The sequence below is a fragment of the Streptomyces sp. NPDC053673 genome, assembly GCF_055585225.1.
The window spans coordinates 111,490-128,524 of sequence record NZ_JBVJKN010000018.1; the positions used below are offsets into that span (position 1 = coordinate 111,490).

At 71.0% G+C, this 17,035-nt stretch carries 14 protein-coding genes; 8 read left to right on the forward strand and 6 right to left on the reverse strand.

From position 1 onward, the window contains the following. The first annotated feature begins 148 nt into the window (after window positions 1-148). The 5 genes from ACZ6ZQ_RS24585 to ACZ6ZQ_RS24605 are packed head-to-tail and all read left to right on the forward strand — an operon-like array spanning window position 149 to window position 5,420. Complete coding sequence (locus tag ACZ6ZQ_RS24585) at window positions 149-1,222, forward strand: phytanoyl-CoA dioxygenase family protein (RefSeq protein ID WP_469770657.1); 1,074 nt, start codon at window positions 149-151, stop codon at window positions 1,220-1,222. Beyond that, window positions 1,204-2,523: a DUF6271 family protein gene (locus ACZ6ZQ_RS24590; protein WP_469770658.1), complete on the forward strand. Its 1,320-nt coding sequence runs from the start codon at window positions 1,204-1,206 to the stop codon at window positions 2,521-2,523. The genes ACZ6ZQ_RS24585 and ACZ6ZQ_RS24590 overlap by 19 nt, the downstream gene beginning before the upstream one ends. Window positions 2,524-2,531: 8 nt before the next feature. Beyond that, on the forward strand, window positions 2,532-3,710 hold the full coding sequence (locus ACZ6ZQ_RS24595) for a type III PLP-dependent enzyme domain-containing protein (protein WP_469770659.1): 1,179 nt from the start codon (window positions 2,532-2,534) through the stop codon (window positions 3,708-3,710). Between the two features lie 59 nt (window positions 3,711-3,769). Beyond that, the gene (locus tag ACZ6ZQ_RS24600) at window positions 3,770-4,252 is read left to right on the forward strand and encodes a GNAT family N-acetyltransferase (protein WP_469770696.1); all 483 of its coding nucleotides are present in this window, start codon (window positions 3,770-3,772) and stop codon (window positions 4,250-4,252) included. A 4-nt stretch (window positions 4,253-4,256) separates the two neighbouring features. After that, window positions 4,257-5,420 carry an MFS transporter gene (locus ACZ6ZQ_RS24605; RefSeq protein WP_469770660.1) on the forward strand — a complete coding sequence of 388 codons (1,164 nt, stop codon included), beginning with the start codon at window positions 4,257-4,259 and terminating at the stop codon, window positions 5,418-5,420. Between the two features lie 731 nt (window positions 5,421-6,151). On the opposite strand, the gene ACZ6ZQ_RS24610 is transcribed toward ACZ6ZQ_RS24605, so the two are convergent. Together ACZ6ZQ_RS24610 and ACZ6ZQ_RS24615 are read right to left on the reverse strand one after the other, a co-directional pair. Next, on the reverse strand, window positions 6,152-6,844 hold the full coding sequence (locus tag ACZ6ZQ_RS24610; protein ID WP_469770661.1) for an HAD family hydrolase: 693 nt from the start codon (window positions 6,842-6,844) through the stop codon (window positions 6,152-6,154). Window positions 6,845-6,880: 36 nt separating this feature from the next. Further along, the gene (locus ACZ6ZQ_RS24615; protein WP_469770662.1) at window positions 6,881-7,363 is read right to left on the reverse strand and encodes an Lrp/AsnC family transcriptional regulator; all 483 of its coding nucleotides are present in this window, start codon (window positions 7,361-7,363) and stop codon (window positions 6,881-6,883) included. A gap of 235 nt (window positions 7,364-7,598) precedes the next feature. On the opposite strand from ACZ6ZQ_RS24615, the gene ACZ6ZQ_RS24620 reads away from it, so the two are divergent. The 3 genes from ACZ6ZQ_RS24620 (at window position 7,599) to ACZ6ZQ_RS24630 (ending at window position 11,774) form a co-directional block, all read left to right on the forward strand. After that, the gene (locus tag ACZ6ZQ_RS24620; protein WP_469770697.1) at window positions 7,599-9,104 is read left to right on the forward strand and encodes an FUSC family protein; all 1,506 of its coding nucleotides are present in this window, start codon (window positions 7,599-7,601) and stop codon (window positions 9,102-9,104) included. 275 nt (window positions 9,105-9,379) lie between these two features. Beyond that, the gene (locus ACZ6ZQ_RS24625) at window positions 9,380-10,663 is read left to right on the forward strand and encodes a nitric oxide synthase oxygenase (protein WP_469770663.1); all 1,284 of its coding nucleotides are present in this window, start codon (window positions 9,380-9,382) and stop codon (window positions 10,661-10,663) included. Window positions 10,664-10,721: 58 nt separating this feature from the next. Next, on the forward strand, window positions 10,722-11,774 hold the full coding sequence (locus tag ACZ6ZQ_RS24630; RefSeq protein ID WP_469770664.1) for a lactonase family protein: 1,053 nt from the start codon (window positions 10,722-10,724) through the stop codon (window positions 11,772-11,774). Between the two features lie 186 nt (window positions 11,775-11,960). Here the strand turns inward: ACZ6ZQ_RS24630 and ACZ6ZQ_RS24635 are convergent, their stop codons facing one another. From ACZ6ZQ_RS24635 to ACZ6ZQ_RS24650, 4 genes are all read right to left on the reverse strand, one after another. Further along, entirely contained in the window at window positions 11,961-12,881 is a 921-nt protein-coding gene (locus ACZ6ZQ_RS24635; RefSeq protein WP_469770665.1) for a sirohydrochlorin chelatase, read from the reverse strand. Window positions 12,882-12,969: 88 nt separating this feature from the next. After that, the gene (locus tag ACZ6ZQ_RS24640; RefSeq protein ID WP_469770698.1) at window positions 12,970-14,103 is read right to left on the reverse strand and encodes an N-acetylglucosamine kinase; all 1,134 of its coding nucleotides are present in this window, start codon (window positions 14,101-14,103) and stop codon (window positions 12,970-12,972) included. Next, window positions 14,088-14,765, reverse strand: coding sequence for a uracil-DNA glycosylase (locus ACZ6ZQ_RS24645; protein WP_469770666.1), 678 nt, complete (start codon window positions 14,763-14,765; stop codon window positions 14,088-14,090). The genes ACZ6ZQ_RS24640 and ACZ6ZQ_RS24645 overlap by 16 nt, the downstream gene beginning before the upstream one ends. Next, window positions 14,747-16,660 carry a recombinase family protein gene (locus tag ACZ6ZQ_RS24650; RefSeq protein ID WP_469770667.1) on the reverse strand — a complete coding sequence of 638 codons (1,914 nt, stop codon included), beginning with the start codon at window positions 16,658-16,660 and terminating at the stop codon, window positions 14,747-14,749. Before ACZ6ZQ_RS24650 ends, ACZ6ZQ_RS24645 begins: the two co-directional genes overlap by 19 nt. Window positions 16,661-17,035: the final 375 nt, after the last annotated feature.

Genomic DNA, 17,035 nt, shown 5'->3' on the forward strand with positions numbered 1-17,035 from the left:
AGTCCAACTTAGTGATGCGCGAGTTCGAAGAGGGGCTGGTGTGACCAGTGGTGCAGTGACCCTGCCGGGAAGGCCGGCGCCCCTCACTCCGTGCAGTTGGTGGCCCGTTGGGGTCGCCGGTACTTGAGATCGAGGTGTGGAGCACCGTATGCCCACGACTGACCGTTATCTCCATCGAGCCGCTTCGAACATCCCCTACTTCAGCTCGGACGGCGAGACCTATCTCGCCCAGACACCCCTGCGGGACCTGAAGAAGACCCGCCCGCTGCGAGTCCTCTCCGAGGAGGACTTCGCCTCATGGCAGACCTACGGCTACGTCGTGGTGAAGCAGGCGATCCCCACCGCTCTGGCCCGGCAACTGCTCGACTTCGCCTGGGAGTTCCAGGGACTCGACCCCGAGCGGCCGGAGACCTGGTACGAGGACCGCGAGTACCGCTCCGACCTGGACCGGGAACTGCACATCTACGGCTTCGTCGAGGCCTATCACCACCAGCTCATCTGGGACAGCCGCCAGACGCAGCGGGTCTACGACGCGTTCGTCGACGTCTGGGACTGCGAAGAACTGTGGGTGACGCTCGACCGGCTCAACCTGAACCCGCCCAACATCAAGAACCGTGACCGGGCCCTGATCCCGCGCACGGAGCAGGGCTTCGACATCGAACTCCACTGGGACGTCGACACCACCCTCGGCGTACTGCCGCAGCGGGTCCAGGGGATCATCGCCCTGAACGACACCGGGCCGGAACTCGGCGGCTTCCAGTGCTGCCCAGAGCTGTTCAGGCAGTTCGACCGGTGGAAGGCGCTCCAGCCGGAGGACCGCGACCCGATCCGGCCCAGGATCGACCGCGCGGAGTTCCCCGTGGTGCGACCGGAACTCGAGGCCGGTGACCTGCTGATCTTCAACGGCCTGCTCGCGCACGGCGTGGCACCGAACACCTCCGACGGCGAAGTGCGCGCGGTCCAGTACCTGTCGATGATGCCGGCGCTGGAGTCCCACCGGACCATGCGACGCTCCCGGGCCGAGTCATGGCGCACGCTCGGCACGCCGGACTGGAACGCGACGCTGCTCGGCGACGCCACACGACACGAGTCCCTGAGGTACGGGAGGGCCACTCTCGACGAACTCGGCGCCAGGCTGCTGGGCCTCACGTCCTGGAGCGGAGCAGACCTCGACGAGGTGGAAGAGCCGGCCGGAGAAGAGACATGCGCCGAATTTGTCTGACCCTGCCGACCAACCGGCCCTGCACGGCGACCATCGCGGCCGTGGCCGAGGAAGCGGCTTACGCCGCCGAGCACTTCGACACCGAAGTGCACCTCCTGATCCTGGACTCCTGCGCCGTGCCTGCGTACACGGCGCACGCCGAGGCCGTGCGCCGCATACCCGGCGATCCGCGGATCGTCGCACACCATCTCGACGAGGCGCGGCAGCGGGACTTCCTGCGGCGGGTGATCGACCGGGCCGGGGCGGTGAAGCCCGACCTCCTGCTGGATCTGATGCTCCCGGCCGGCGTGTCCTACGGCGCCTGCACCAACCGCGCCTTCCTCGTCGCCGCCGCGCTCGGCTGCGAGTCCGTCCACCGCAGGGACTCCGACAGCCGGTACCAGGTCGTGAACGGCCGGACCGCCTTCCCCGTCCATCACGAGCTGATGTCGCTCGGCCGGCAGGCGGCCGACGCCGCACGCCACGTCACCGAGATCGCACTGGCCGCGGAGCACATGGACCGAAAGGTCGCGATGGTCGGCAGCTCCTTCGTCGGCGAACTGTCCGTGGACATCGGCGAGATACTCCGCATCGACCCCGACGTCTACCACGACATGGTCGGTCTGTGGGCGCCCGTCCACTGGTCCGGCGAGCAGAAGAGGCAACTCGTCGACGAGTCCTTCCGGGGCGCGGGCACGGACGCCTTCACCGCGGACCATTCCACGCTGACCGTGGTCGATCCCATGCGCGTGGACATGTGCAACATCGCCTTCCACGACGTGCACGAACACGTGCCCCTGCCGCCCGCGACCGACACGATCGGCAGCGACTACTTCCTGATCCACCTGGTCCACGACGCCGCACTGCCGGGCGTCCTGCACAACCGGAACATCGTCAACTTCTACACCGGCGAACGCCGCACCGACTCCGGGTTCATGGCGTACCAGCTGCGCTTCGTCAAGTTCCTGCTGTCGATGCTCTACTTCAACTTCGTCTACGACCAAATGGCCCGGATCGGCCCGTCGTTGCTCGACGAACGGGGACAGGTGCGTGCGTCGGCCGTAGCCCTGCTGGCCAGGGAGAGCGCAGGGCTCGACCGGAGTGAGAACGTCCACCGACTGGACGTCCTCGACGCCGCGTACCGCAAACTGGGCGGCAGATACGCGGAGTTCGCCGACCTTCTCCGGCAGCGCCGCGCACGCCTCCTCGACGAGGCCCGCAGCGACATCGAGGACTTCGCTCTGCTGGTGGAGGCATGGGAGCCGCTGGTGCGGGCGGCCGCACTCACCTCCGTAGCCCCGACGCCCGGGCAGCAACGGTGAGAGCGGCCATGGCGCACGAGTCCGCACCACTGCTCGCCGCCCTGGCGGGCGCGACCGAGGACCGGATCGTCTTCGATCTGACCGGAATCGAAGACCACTACGACACACTGCGGCGTGAACTGCCCGGCGTCCGCGTCCGATTCGCCATGAAGGCCTGCCCGGTGGACGAGGTGCTCGCCTGTCTGGCCAGGAAGGGCGCCGGAGTCGACGGGGCAAGCCCCCGCGAACTGGAGCAGGCGCTGCGCGCGGGCGTGCCGGTCGGCAACATGCACTACGGCAACACCGTCAAGTCGGACCGGGACATCGCCGACGCCCACCGCCTCGGCGTCAGGGACTTCGCGACCGACAGCGTCGAGGACCTGGCGGCCATCGCGGCCCACGCCCCGGGAGCCCGCGTCTTCTGCAGGCTGGCGACCAGCGGTGAAGGGGCGCTGTGGGGCCTCAGCGGCAAGTTCGGCTGCACACCCGCGGACGCGGTGCGCATCCTTCAGTCGGCGCCTGACAAGGGCCTGACACCCTCCGGTCTGTCCGTGCACGTCGGCTCCCAGCAGATGACGGCGGACGCCTGGCACAGCGCCGTCGAGTGCCTGGCGGACGTCCTGACCGCCCTGGGCCGGCGCGGAACAGTGCTGGACCACGTCAACCTCGGCGGCGGTCTGCCGGCCCTCGGCTACCTCGACCGGTACGGCACACCACTGGAGCCTCCGCTGGACAAGATCCTCGCCGTCATCCGCGAGGGAATGCGCCGTCTCAGGAAAGTCCACGGCGAGCATCTCGAGTTCGTCATGGAGCCGGGGCGCCACCTCGTCGCCGACCACGGCGCCATCCGGGCCCACGTTGCCCGGCTGGCCGAGCGACGTCGCCCCGACGGCGAGCGCCAGTACTGGCTCTACCTGAGCTGCGGCAAGTTCAACGGCCTCTACGAGATGGACGCGCTGCAGTACCCGCTCGTCTTCCCCACTCACCCTGATGCCGAGTACGTCCCCGCCGTGGTCGCGGGTCCCACCTGCGACAGCGACGACGCCTACACCCAGGGACACGGCCTCGTGCACGTCCCCCGGAATCTGGCATCCGGCGATCCCGTCTGGGTGCTCGCAAGCGGCGCCTACGCGATCAGTTACATGACCCAGGGCTTCAACGGCTTCGCCCCGCTGCCGTACACCTGCACGGGCGGAGGACGCCCGTGAGCGGCGACGGCGTACACATACGCCACATCAACGACGCCGACTGGGACGCCATCACGGCGATGGAATCCCGGACCTACGCGGAACTCGGCCTCTCGGAGGGGCGCGCGGCCCTGCGGTCCAGGGCGGACGCTTCACCGGACACCAGTTTCGTCCTGGACGTCGGCGCCCGGCCGGCCGGGTACCTGCTGGCACTGCCGTGTCCGCCCTTCAGATACCCGAGCCTCGAACGGGCGGAGGAGCCGGCGGTGCTCTCGCGGAAGGGGGAGCCGACGATGCCCTCGCGCACTCCGCGCAATCTGCACCTGCACGACATCGTTGTCGCGGAGCGCCTGCGCGGCAGGGGGCTGGGGCAGCGGCTCCTGAACCACCTGATCCTGACCGCCGGTTCGCGCGGGTTCGAGCGGATCTCGCTGGTCGCCGTCGGCCGCAGCGAGCCTTTCTGGTCGGCGCGCGGGTTCAGCGCGTACCCGGGGATCTCCCCGGGCGGTTACGGCGCGAACGCCGTCTACATGTCCAAGGCGATGGCCGATTCGACGAAGTGAGTTGATGTGCGTGTTGCGTGTCCGTGATCTTTTTCACCGCGGCCAGTTGGCCATCGCCGCACTGTTCTGTTCCCTCGGCTTCCAGTACGCCACCTGGGCCTCGCGCATCCCCGCCATCAAGGCGGACCTCACGCTGACCGCGGCCGAGGTGGGGGTGCTGCTGATGGCGGCCGGCATCGGCGCGGTGGCGTCGTTTCCCCTGGTGCCGGTGCTCGTGCAGCGGCTGGGCTCCGCACGGCTGGCGCTGCTGTCGGCGCTCGGTCTGACCCTGCTGCTCCTGGCACTCGCCGCGGCGCCGGACTATCCGGTCGCCCTGTTGGTCATGGTGGCCGACGGGGTGTGTGTGGGGTGTCTGAACGTGGCCATGAACGCACAGGGAACGGCACTGGAGACCCGGCACGAACGCAACGCCATGGCGCGGCTGCACGCGACGTTCAGCGCCGGCTCCCTGCTCGCGGCGCTGCTCGCCTCCGGTATGACCGCGGTGACCTCCTCCGTCACGGCACATTTCGGCGTGGCTGCCGTGGTCCTCGTCCTGCTGGTCGCTCTGGCGCACCCCGGTCTGCTTGAAGACGAGGCTCCCGCGGAGGAGAGGCAGAGCAAGAGCCGCACCGGATGGAGCCTTCCGTCTCGGATGACGCTCTGGATGTGCTGTGCCATGGTGTTCGGCACGGTGACCGAGGGGGCCATGAACGACTGGTCCGCCCTCTACATGAGGGAAGTCGCCGAGGCCTCGGCGGAGTTGGCGCCGATGGGCATCGCCGTGGTGTCCGGCATGATGGTGGTGGCCCGGCTCTTCGCCGACGGCTGGCGCAGCCGCTGGGGCGACGGGCGGGTCGTCCTGCTCGGCAGTGCACTGGCCGCCGCCGGGTTGACCTTCGCCCTGGTGAGCGGGGGAGTGGCGGCGGCCCTGATCGGGTTCGCCTGCGTCGGACTCGGCTGCGCGGCCGTGACCCCTTGCGTCTATGTGGCCGCGGCGAAACAGGGCTCGCAGGCGCTGGCACTGGTCGCCGCGATGGGCACGACGGGTCTGCTGGCCGGGCCACCCCTCATCGGTTTCGTGGCGAACGCGAGCAGCCTGGTGTGGGGCCTGGCAGTGGTCGCGGCAGCGGCGGTCGTGGTCTCCCTGTGCAGTACACAGATCCGGTGGACGCCGGTGAGCGGCTGAGCCATGCCTTGCCGCGCAGCGGGTTGAGGTGGACCGGGGACGAGATGCGGCGGTCCACGCCGGACGCCGACGCCGTCGTCCTGCACCGCGAGGACGTCGGGGAGTTCGCAGACACGGTGACGCCGACCCGGTGCCTGCAGGACCGCTTCGACGTCGCCGCCCACGCGCTCACGTGGCCGAACTTCCTCTTCGCCGCTGTCGTCCGGGACGACTGCGCGAGCATGCACATGGCGTTCGATCACGGCAACGTGGACGCGTACTCGATCCACCACAACACCGCCGAGATCCACGAGCTCTACGCGGCCGGTCTCGACGGGCGTGCCGTCGAGACCGACCGGTCGTCGGCTACGTCGACTTCTGCGCGAGCGGGCGCACGGACGCCGACCGGATCGACGAAACACACACGGAGCTCATGCGGGAGCGGATCGTCGCGGTGGCGCACGAGGCCACAGCTTTGGCCGTACGGTTTCAGGATGGGCTACCGCCCGCCGCCAGTAGTGTGGGGTTGTCCTAGCGGAGGTTGGCGGACACCAACAAGGACAATCCGAACCGCCAGGTTCGGCTCAGCTTCCTGGGCTGATCCGACTGAGCCGGCTGTTCCGGCTGTTCCGGCTGAGCCAGCTGTTCCGGCTGAACCCGGGCACGGGTGCGCGAACCGTTCTCCGTGGCCGGTGAGTTCCCGGCCCGCTGAGGGGGGAGCTCGCCGGTGAGCCCTCCTGACGAGCGCGGACTCAGTAGGACGGAGCCGACCGCTCGATCCAGTCGTACGCGGCCTGCGCCGTGAACTCCGGCTGCCCGCCGGGGAAGATCAGCCCCGCCGTGCGGAACGCCTCGTCGGTCGCGCTCTCGGGGACATAGGGGATGGCGATGCAGCGCATCCCGGCCGCGTGCGCCGCTGCCGCCCCGGGCGGCGCGTCCTCCAGCACGACACAGTCGGCGGGATTCGCGCAGAGCCGGCGCGCCGCCTCCAGGAAGACATCGGGCCTCGGCTTGCCGTGGGCGACCTCCTCGGCGGAGACGAGGGTGTCGATGAACGCGTCGAGACCGGTACCCGCCAGCACCGCCTCGATGGCCGCGCGCGAGGAGCCGGAGGCCACCGCCATCGGTACGCCCACGGCGTGCAACAGCTCCACGAACGTCCGCATCTGCGGGTACACCTCGGTCTTGGCGCGGGCCAGCTCCAGGTAGTTCCGGTTCTTGCCGGCCAGCAGATCCTCGATCGGCGCGTCGAGCCCGTACTCCTCGCGCAGGCGCTCCAGCGTCTCGCGGGTGCCGATCCCGATGAAACGCGTGTGGTGCTCCCAGCTGAAGTCGGAGACGCCGTACCCGGCCAGGACCCGGCGCCCTGCCTCGTAGTAGTTGGGCTCGCTGTCGACGAGCGTCCCGTCGAGATCGAAAATGACGGCAGTCCGCGCAGTGCTCATGCACCCCAGCATGCCAACCGGCCGCGGGGAAGGCCGTCAGCGCGCCGTGCGTGTGGCTCTGCCGACCGACTCCACGAGCGGCAGCAGCCGGTACGGCACACGCTCGCGCAGCGCCATCTCCGTGCGCGTACGGACCACGCCCGGCAGGTTGATCAGGCGCTGGATCACGTCCTCCAGATGACCGTTGTCACGGGCCACCACCCGGGTCAGCAGATCCCCGCCGCCGGTGATCGAGAACGCCTCGATGATCTCCGGCACCGCCGCCAAGGCGTCGCCCACCTCGTCCAGACGACCCTGCGTGACCTCGATGTGGACAAACGCCAGCACCGGGTGGCCGAGGGCCGCCGGGGAGAGCACGGGTCCGGTACCGGTGATCACACCGTCCCGCTCGAGCCGGTCGATCCTGGCCTGCAGCGTGCCGCGCGCGATGCCCAGGATGCGCGCGTACTCCCGCACGCTCGTGCGCGGCTGCTCGATCAGCAGCCGCAGGATTCGGGTGTCGAGCTCGTCCACGGCCATGGTCCGTTGGCCTCCTCCCGGCCCATGAAACGGACTCTCCACGATACCAATGGCCCACTCACCGGTCGGCCGGTTGAGCCACTGTCCGCCCGGATGCTTTCCTGTGCTCAGAGAGGGCGCTGCGCAGCGCCGGACGGCAACGGAGCCGGACCGGACCCGCGGCGCCTTTGCCATGTCTGCAGAGGTGTGTGAGCGAGGGGGCGGGACGACCGTCGTGAAGAAGTGCGTGATGAGGATGTTCGTGGCTCCCGACCCCGGGCGGGTGCGGCTGCGGATCTCCGCGCGGGCCGTGCTCGGCGTCGGTGTGGCGGTCGCCGCGGCCGAGCTGGCCGGACTCTCCCTCACCGCCTCCATCACGGGAGGCCTCGCCGCGCTCCTGGCGCTCTTCACCGTCGCTGACCCGACCGTCCGACGGCAGGCCGTCACCACGGCCCTGCTGCCGGCCGTCGGCTTCCCCACCCTCGCGCTCGCGACGACGCTGCACGGCGTACCGCTGCTGCGCGACGCGTCCTGGCTCGCCGTGGTCTTCCTCGGGGTGTACGCGCGGCGCTGGGGCCCGCGCGGACACGCGCTGGGGATCTTCGCGTTCATGATGTTCTTCACCACCCAGTTCCTGCATGCGGTCCCCGCGCAGCTGCCGGAGCTGTACGGCGCGGTGGCGCTCGCCCTCGCCACGTGCTCGGGAGTCCGCTTCGGGGTGTGGTGCGTCGAGCGCCGTACACCGCCGCCCGCCGCGCCCACCCCGCTGCCCGGCAGGGGGCTGGCCCGCCTCACCACACGACAGGCCTTCCAGACCACCCTGGCCTGCGGTGTCGCGCTCGCCGTCGGCCAGCTGCTGTCCCAGGAACGCTGGTACTGGGCCGTCGGCACCGCCTGGTGGATCTTTGTGAACACCGCCTCGCGCGGCGAGACCCTCGTCCGCGGCTTCCGGCGGGTGGTCGGCACCGTCACGGGCATCGCGGCAGGACTGCTCGTCGCGATCCCGCTCGGCGGTGCGCCCGGGCCCACCGCGGCGCTCGTCGCCGTCTGCGTCTTCGGCATCTTCTACACCGCCGCACTCTCCTACAGCTGGATGATGTTCTTCGTCACCGTCATGGCAGGACTGCTGTACGGACTGCTCGGCGTACTCCACCCCGGGCTGCTGCTGCTCCGCTTCGAGGAGACCGCGGTGGGGGCCCTCGGCGCCGTGCTCGGCGTCGCGCTCGTCCTCCCCGTCACCACTCACACCGCGACCAACGCCTGGATCCGCCGCGCCGTGCGCTGCGTGCACGAGTGCACCACGGTCGCGATGCGCCGCCTGGCCGGGGACGCCGGCGCCGACCCGGCGCCGCACGCCGCCGAGCTGGAACTGCTCCTCGCCCGGGTACGGATGTCGCTCGCGCCGCTCGTCCACCCGCTGAGCCCGCTGCGCGCCCGCAAGGCACGAGCCCGGCAGGTGCTCGTGCTGCTCGACGACTGCGCCCGTGAGGTGCGCGGACTGGCCGCCGTCGCCGCCGACCCGTACGCCTCGCACGACGCGCGCCTCGCCGCCGCCTGCTGGCGCGTCGAGGCCGCCGTGCACGCGCTGGAGTCGCCGGACGCCGAGCCGGCCCAGGCGCAATCGGACGCCGCCGTGCCGGATCCGAAGCATCATCCGGGCGCCGAGGCCGCGCTCACTCATCTGAACGGGCTCGAGAGGGCGCTCTCGGACCTCGCCACTCCGCTGCGGACGTCCCCGCGCGCCCCGCTGGTCTCCGCCTGAGAACGCTCGTCGGCACGTACGAGCCTGCTTGTACGGCAATCCGGGCCTGCTTGTACGGCAATCCGGGCCGGCTCGTACAGCGACCCGCGCCCGCTCGTACAGCAACCCGGCGAGGCACCCTGCATGCGACTGACCGTAGTGTGACGGATGTGGCACGGTGGGTCGTGTCACGGTCAACCAGGCACGTGCACTTGGCACTTACAGGGTGGATCAGTCCCCGTTTGGGGTAGTCCGCTCGGCATCCACCGTCCCCTCCACCGCCCGGGGTGCGCACCATGCGGAAGTACCGTCGAAGAACCGCCGCACGCAAGAACCGTCCGTCACGTGCCGAGCCTGCCGGCGATCAGCAGGCCCGGGCGGAGCTGCCTGATCCGCCCGCGCAATGCCCGGTGGGCCACCACGAACCGCCGGGTCACCCCCCGCTCCGCTCCGCGCCGGGCGACACGGCCCGACTGCGGCTGGAAGCCGAGGAGTTCCTGCGGCTGTACCACCGGGAGGGGGCCGGGGCGGGCGATCCGGGCCCCCGGATAGCCGCCGTGCACGCCGAGATCGACGCGACGGGTACGTACCGGCACACCGCCGCCGAACTCGCCCACGGGGCACGCGTCGCCTGGCGCAACAGCAACCGCTGCATCGGCAGGCTCTACTGGCGTTCGCTGCGCGTCCGGGACCGCCGCGACATCCGCGACGCCGACACCATCGCCGTCGAGGCCGCCGCCCATCTGCGCGAAGCGACCAACGGCGGGCGGATCAGACCCGTCATCACGGTCTTCGCCCCCGACGCCCCGGGCCGCCCCGGCCCCCGCATCTGGAACGAACAGCTGGTGCGGTACGCGGGTTACGCCGACGGGCGCGGCGGATGCACCGGCGATCCGCGCAACATCGGACTCACGTCGTACGCCGCGCGTCTGGGCTGGCCCGGGGGCCCGGGCACGCACTTCGACCTGTTGCCGCTGGTGATCCAGGGCAGCGACGACAAACCCCGCTGGTTCACGCTGCCCGACGACGCTGTGCTCGAAGTCGCCGTGCGCCACCCCGAGGACGACTGGCACGCCGCGCTCGGCCTGCGCTGGCACGCCGTACCCGCCATCGCCAACATGTGCCTGGAGATAGGCGGGATCTGCTATCCGGCGGCCCCCTTCAACGGCTGGTACATGGGCACCGAGATAGGCGCCCGCAATCTCGCCGACACCGACCGCTACGACCTGCTGCCGGTCGTCGCCGATCGGCTCGGCCTGGACACCTCCACCGACCGCACCCTCTGGAAGGACCGGGCGCTCGTCGAACTCAACCGGGCCGTTCTGCACTCCTTCGACCGTGCCGGAGTGACCGTCACCGACCACCACACCGAGTCGCGCCGCTTCCTCGCCCATCTCGACCAGGAGGAGAGCAAGGGACGCCGGGTGGGCGCCGACTGGTCCTGGATCGTGCCGCCGATCTCCGGCTCCGCCACACCGGTCTTCCACCGTACGTACGACACCGCGGAGTCGAAGCCGGCCTTCGTGCACCATCCGGAGGCGCTGGCGCGGGCCCGTGGTGAGGACACGGGGTTGGTCTAGACCGCGCCTGCTACCGTCGGCCGGGCAGCGAACAGGTCGACGGCAGAGGAGGAGCGCAGTGAGCGGTACGAGCGCCGGACGGGCATTCATCGGGTCGTTCACGTCGGCGGGCGGGCGCGGGATCATCACGGCCGCCGTGGACGGTGACACCGGGGCCCTGACGGAGATCGCCGTGACGGACGCCGTCGCCGATCCGTCGTATCTCGCGCTCGGCGTCGCGGAGAGCGGTCCGGTCCTCTACGCGGTCTCCGAGACCGCGGAGGGGGCCGTCGCGGCGTTCGACATCGCGGGTGAGGGGTCGCCCCGGCTCATCGGCGCGCCCGTGCCGGTGTGCGGGTCGGGACCCACCCATCTCGCCCTCGCCGCAGGCCATCTGCTCACCGCCAACTACACCTCGGGCAGCGTCAGCACGCTCCCCGTCGGCCCCGGCGGGGAGCCGGGGGCCGCCACCGGTGTCCTGCGGCACGAGGGCCGGGGCCCGCACCCGGAGCGGCAGCGCGGCCCCCACGCCCACCAGGTGCTCCCCGATCCCACCGGGCGCTGGATCCTCAGCGTCGACCTCGGCACCGACTCGGTGCGCGTCTGTGAACTCGATGCCGGCGCAAGGGAGCTGACCCTGCGTGGTGAGACCGCGCTGCGGCCCGGCACAGGACCGCGCCAGCTCGCCTTCCACCCCGCCGGAGGCCATGCGTATGTCCTGGGCGAACTGGAGCCGACGCTGACCGTCTGCCGCTGGTACCCGGACACGGGCACGCTCGAGCCGCTCGGCGAGACCGCGGTGCTGCCCGGCGGGTTCGAGGATCCGAGCTTCGCCTCGGCGGTGGCCGTGGCCCACGACGGCCGGTTCCTGTGGGTCGCCAACCGAGGTCATGACTCCCTCGCGGTGCTCGCGCTGGAGGCGAGCGGTGCGAGCGCCGGGCTGGTCACCACCGTGCCCTGCGGCGGCCACTGGCCACGCGACCTCGCCCTCGACCCCACGGGAACGCGTCTGTACGCTGCCAACGAGCGCTCCGGGGACGTCACCTGGTTCGACATCGACGAGAAGACCGGGGTGCCGCGCAGGGCGGGCTCGATCGAGGCCCCGGCGGCATCCTGCGTCGTCTTCGCCTGATCGCGCACGCCTCGTCGCGCGCGGCGCCCACGAACTCGGAACGCACGAGCTCAGAACGTATGAGTTCAGCATGAACAAGCTCAGAACGTACGAGTTCAGCGCGCGCACGAGCTCAGCACGCACGAAAGGGCCCGCGCCTCTCGGCGCAGGCCCTTTCCGTCTGTGCGGACGCGACCGCGGAGCCGGTCAGTGGGACTGAGCGCCCTGCGGCTGCGGCGTGATGCCGAGCGCGGTCGTGTACTTGGCGAGCACCAGCTTCCCGATCGCCGGGTACGCGCCCAGCGGCTCGGCCGCGGCGCAGCGCGCCTCCGCTGCGGCGGCCTCCAGCAGGCCCTCCGGCAGTTCGGGGCCGACCAGGTACGGAGCCAGCGCGAGCTGTCCGGATCCGGAAGCGCGCAGTTCCTCGGCGGTCGCGGCGATCGCGCCCTCCTGGTCCAGCGCGGCGGCCATCACCGGCACGGCGAGCCGCGCGGCCAGCAGCATCCCGGTGATCCCCGCGGCTTGGACGGCCTCGTCGCCACCGACCGTGGCCAGCACGATGCCGTCGGCGGCCGTGGCGACGGTGAACAGCCGGGCGCGGTCGGCGCGCGCCAGACCGGCCTCCGACAGCCGTACGTGCAGGGCCTCGGCGAGCAGCGGGTGCGGGCCGAGGACATCGGTCAGCTCAGCGGTCGTGCGGCTGTCCATGACGGCCTGACGGATCCGCCGGGTCAGGGCGGCGTCCGGGCCGGCCAGCAGCGGAACCACGACGGAGGCGGGGCCCACGGGCTCCGCGACCTCACGGCCCGCGGACTTGGCCAGCTCGTACCGTTCGGTGCGCAGCGCGGCAGCCTGTGCGAGCACGCTCCCCAGCGTGGGGTACTCGGCGTCGTCACCGTCGACGTAGCCGATCGCGGCCTCGAGGCCGGGCAGCTCGGAACGGGCGATGCTGACGACTTCCTCGGCAAGGCCGCGTATCGCAGACGTCGGGGTGCCGGGCACAGCGAGAACGAGCGCGGGCGCGCCCTCGGGGGCCGCCACGGGCTCCGGGCGGCGGTGCCGCCCGGGCTGGCGGGGTCGCGGCATTCGTACAGGCAGGCCGGATGCGGGCCCAGTGGGGGAGCTCATGGCGCCGCATGCTACTGGTTTTGTCGTCGTCGCTGTTCGGGGAGGGGGCGGTCGAGCGCTGTCTGTCCGCATTTATCCGATGAGTTCGTTAACTGCTGCCTGTCCCGGTCTGATCCGAGGGTGGAGCCGTCAGACGGAGCATGCGCGGATCCGTCGGGAGCGTCAGCGAGCCGGTCGCGAGGGCGGCGGCGAGTGTCAGCGATCCGGCGAGCGGATCACCGGCCGGGGACACCGGCCGGGCATGCGGAAGTTGCCGCGCGAGGGCGTCCCGCAGTGGTACGACGAGGGGGTCGCCGATCGCGAACAGGCCACCGGTCAGGGCGACTTCGCATTCTCCGGCCGACGGTGGCGGGCAGACGGCCGCGGCCGCCGCCGCGATGTGGTCCGCGGCTTCGGCGAGGATGCTTCCGGCGACCGGATCGTCCGCCGCGCAGCGGGAGACCTCCGGGGCGAAGGAGGCCAGCAGCGCCGGCCGGTCGGAGCGGGGGTAGAGCAGTCCCGGCAGCTCCTCCGCCGGGCCGAACACCGCTTCGAGCCGGGCCAGCAGCGCGGCCGAACCGCCCGTGCGCCCGTCATGGGCGCGCATCGCCGCTTCCAGGCCCGCGCGGCCGATCCAGGCCCCGCCGCCGCAGTCGCCGAGCAGATGACCCCAGCCGTCCGCACGCCGCCAGCTCGTCAGATCCGTACCCAGCGCGATCATGCCCGTGCCGGCCGCGACGACCACCCCGGGGCGCTGGCCGAGCGCGCCCGCGTACGCGGTCACGGCATCGGCGGCGAGCGCCACGCTGCGCACCCCGAGGGCCGCCTCCAGCGCGCCGGGCAGCACGGCACGCAGCTCGTCCCCGAGCGTCACCATGCCGGCGGCCCCGACCGCGACGGCGACGAGCCCGGACGGACCCGGTTCCCCGCCCGTGCCGCGGGCGCCCGAGGCAGGGGGAGAACCGCCGTCGAGAGGCGGCGCCGGGGCGGCGACGGCCGACGGAGGGGTGCCGGTCACGCCGGCCCGCTCGAGCAGCCTTCGCGCCATCGGCAGCAGCTGCTCCAGCAGATGCGCGGCGTCGATGCCGCCGGGTCCGGTGCGCACGGGCTCCCGCGAGGCGGTCGCCGTGGCGACGGCCGGCGCTCCGGCCGGCGCCAGGGCCGCCCGCAGGCCGGAGCCGCCGGAGTCGACGCCGAGCACCCACCCGCCCGGCGCCCCGCCGACGGTCACGGGAGCCGCCAGTCGACCGGCTGCGCCCCCTGGCGGGCCAGCAGGTCGTTCGCCCTGCTGAACGGGCGCGAGCCGAAGAAGCCACGGTCCGCCGACATGGGCGAGGGATGGGCGGACTCGATCGCGGGCAGCTCGCCGAGCAGCGGCCGCAGATTGCGCGCGTCACGCCCCCACAGCACCGACACCATCGGCTTGCCGCGGGCGACCAGGGCCCGGATGGCCTGCTCGGTCACTTCCTCCCAGCCCTTTCCACGGTGCGCGGCAGGCTTACGGGGAGCCGTCGTCAGCGCCCTGTTGAGCAGAAGCACCCCCTGCCGGGTCCACGGTGTCAGGTCACCGTTGGAGGGTCTGGGCATCCCCAGGTCCGTGTGCATCTCCCGGAAGATGTTCTCCAGGCTGCCCGGCAACGGCCGCACCTCGGGCGCCACCGAGAAGCTCAGCCCCACGGCGTGCCCGGGGGTCGGATACGGATCCTGGCCGACGATCAGGACGCGCACCTCGTCGAACGGTTGCTGGAAGGCGCGCAGTACATGCGCTCCCGCCGGCAGATAGGTGCGCCCCGCGGCGATCTCCGCGCGGAGGAAGTCGCCCATCGCGGTGATGCGTTCGGCCACCGGCGCGAGGGCATCCGCCCAGCCCGGCTCTACGATCTCTTTCAAGGGTCGTGCTGCCACGAGGCGTCTTCCTTAGGTGCTGTGTGTGTGCGAACCAGCAAGCGCGGGTCAAGGCGCCCTTCCACCTGGATCGATGGAAGGAGGACGGGGGACGGCAGTTCGGTGCCAGGGCACCCGGCAAGAGCCTCCATGGCCTGGTCCCACAGGCCGGTCCTGTGCCAGCGCAGGAAGGCGCTGGCGACCGTCCCGAAGGGGCCGTACTCCTCCGGCAGATCCCGCCATGTGCAGCCCGTGCGGGCCTTGTGCAGCATCGCCTCCAGGAGGCGCCTGTGCTTCGTACTCGGCCGCCCGGAGCGGTGCATGAAGACGGGTTCCACAAGCCCCCATGCGGCGTCGCTCATCTCAGGAACGAGGCGCCCGTGAGCGCGGAACCACTTGGCCACCCGATCATCGTCCCGCACCTTGGTCGGGATCTCGCCGAGAAGGGTCACCCGCACGTCCAGCAGGGCCAGCACCTCCGCCTGCTGCCATGGGTCCATGTCGTGCAGCCGCTCCCTGGCCATTTCGGCCAAGGCCTGAAGGTCCCGAGCCCGCTGGCCGGCGGCTAGGGAGTCCTGGCGCCACGCCTTGGCCTCCTCAAGGAGGTCTGCGAGCTTGGCGCGCTCGTCCTTGAGGGTCTTGACTGCTGCGCCGATAGCCGCGGCGGCATCGGGTTCCCTGGCTGCGGTGATGACAGCCGCCGTAATGGCAGCATCCTGCCCGGCAATCTGCTGCTCCAGGTCGGCCACACGCTCTTGGTGGTTCACACCGCTTTGCTCAGCCATGCCGACCCAATCACCGGCCATGGCCTGGAGGCGTTCGGGGTTCTCCAGGAGCTTGCAGACCTCGGTCCAGACTCGCCCCTCGATCGCATCGGCGTTGACCTGCGAGCAGTCGCACTTGGGCTGCCCGGGGTACAGTTCGATCTTCCCCGAGCACCGGTACGCCCGGCCCGTGGTGGCGGTCCGGCTGACACCGGTGTAGTGCTTGCCGCACCCGTTGAAGATCCGCTTGCTCAGCGGGTGAACGCCGCTCTTGGAGAACGACTTCCGTCCGGTGCGGGCCATGCCCGCGTTGAGACGGACGATCTCACCCTCACTGAAGATGCGGTCCAGTTCGACGGTGACCGTCTCCCCGTAGACGGGCCTGCCTTCGTCATCCAGCTTCGTGCCGCGGGTTGCAGTCGTGCTCTTCGGGTTGCGGTACACCCGCACGCCGTCCTGGATGGGTGAGCCCTTCAGGATGTGGCGCAGGCTGTTGGCGGACCACATGCCCCCGCGGGGGGCTGGGTGTCCGAGCGTGTTGAGCTGGCTTGCCGCCTCCCGGGCGTTCAGCCCCTCCTGCACGATGAGTGACCACGCCACGCGCAGCGTGGCGGCGGCTGTCTCGTCGATGACGAGGCGGCTCAGGCCCCGCTGGCCCTTGTCCTCGATGCGCCATCCGTACGGCGCGATACCGCCGAAGTGGCCACCGTCCTCGGCCTTCTGCTGGATGCCGCCCTGCGTACGCTCGCGGATCAACTCACGCTCTTCTTCGGCGTAATCCGCGTCCTTGCGCATGTGGCTGCGGCCGGCGGACGTGGAGTTGTCGTAGTCGTTCTTGACCACGGCTACGTAAACGCCGATCTCTTCCAAGTCCCACACCCAGCGCCAGAACGCTTTGCTCGTGCGGCCGATGGCGCGGCCTTCGTTGACCACGACCATGTCGAAGGGGCGAGGTGTCTGGTGTGCGGCCTCCATGAGGCGCTTGAGGCTGTCGCGCTGGTGGGCTTCCAGGCTGCCGCTCACACCTTCGTCGGCGTAGGTGTCGACGTGCTGCCAGCCCTTGGCCGCGATGTACTTCGCGGTCTTCTTGCCTGTGTAGGCGATGCCGTAGCCCTTGGCCTGCTCTTCGGTGGACACCCGCAGGTAGTCCACTGCTCGCAGGATGGCGGGTCGTGTGGCCCTTCTCGCGGCGCCGATGGCGGCCGTGAGAGTGTTGGTCATGCCTAGTCCCTTCGCGACTGGCCGGACCCCGGAGCGTGCCCGCGCTGCCGGGGTCACCCGTACAGCGGGCATCCTAAGCTGCCGGTCTGTCAGCCCGTGGCGCAAAGGGGATGTTGAGCAGCTGGGCATATGCGTCCTGATCGGGCGTCTCGTTGACGTCCCAGCTGATCCGGACCTCGGCGTCACCCTGGCCGGCGAAGTGTTCGCGCAGCCAGGCGCTGGCTTCTTCTCCTTGGAGGAGAGCGTGTTCCTGCGCCGGCCCCGGGGCTTGAGCCCCGGAGCCTGGGCCGGGTCGGCAAGGAGGCT

Excerpts from the sequence above, each read along its gene's own strand:
- ACZ6ZQ_RS24600 (WP_469770696.1), top strand. The coding sequence starts at position 3,770 with ATGGAATCCCGGACCTACGCGGAACTCGGCCTCTCGGAGGGGCGCGCG.
- ACZ6ZQ_RS24605 (WP_469770660.1), top strand. The coding sequence starts at position 4,257 with ATGTGCGTGTTGCGTGTCCGTGATCTTTTTCACCGCGGCCAGTTGGCC.
- ACZ6ZQ_RS24610 (WP_469770661.1), bottom strand. The coding sequence starts at position 6,844 with ATGAGCACTGCGCGGACTGCCGTCATTTTCGATCTCGACGGGACGCTC.
- ACZ6ZQ_RS24590 (WP_469770658.1), top strand. The coding sequence starts at position 1,204 with ATGCGCCGAATTTGTCTGACCCTGCCGACCAACCGGCCCTGCACGGCG.
- ACZ6ZQ_RS24585 (WP_469770657.1), top strand. The coding sequence starts at position 149 with ATGCCCACGACTGACCGTTATCTCCATCGAGCCGCTTCGAACATCCCC.
- ACZ6ZQ_RS24615 (WP_469770662.1), bottom strand. The coding sequence starts at position 7,363 with ATGGCCGTGGACGAGCTCGACACCCGAATCCTGCGGCTGCTGATCGAG.
- ACZ6ZQ_RS24635 (WP_469770665.1), bottom strand. The coding sequence starts at position 12,881 with ATGAGCTCCCCCACTGGGCCCGCATCCGGCCTGCCTGTACGAATGCCG.
- ACZ6ZQ_RS24595 (WP_469770659.1), top strand. The coding sequence starts at position 2,532 with ATGGCGCACGAGTCCGCACCACTGCTCGCCGCCCTGGCGGGCGCGACC.
- ACZ6ZQ_RS24625 (WP_469770663.1), top strand. The coding sequence starts at position 9,380 with ATGCGGAAGTACCGTCGAAGAACCGCCGCACGCAAGAACCGTCCGTCA.
- ACZ6ZQ_RS24620 (WP_469770697.1), top strand. The coding sequence starts at position 7,599 with ATGTTCGTGGCTCCCGACCCCGGGCGGGTGCGGCTGCGGATCTCCGCG.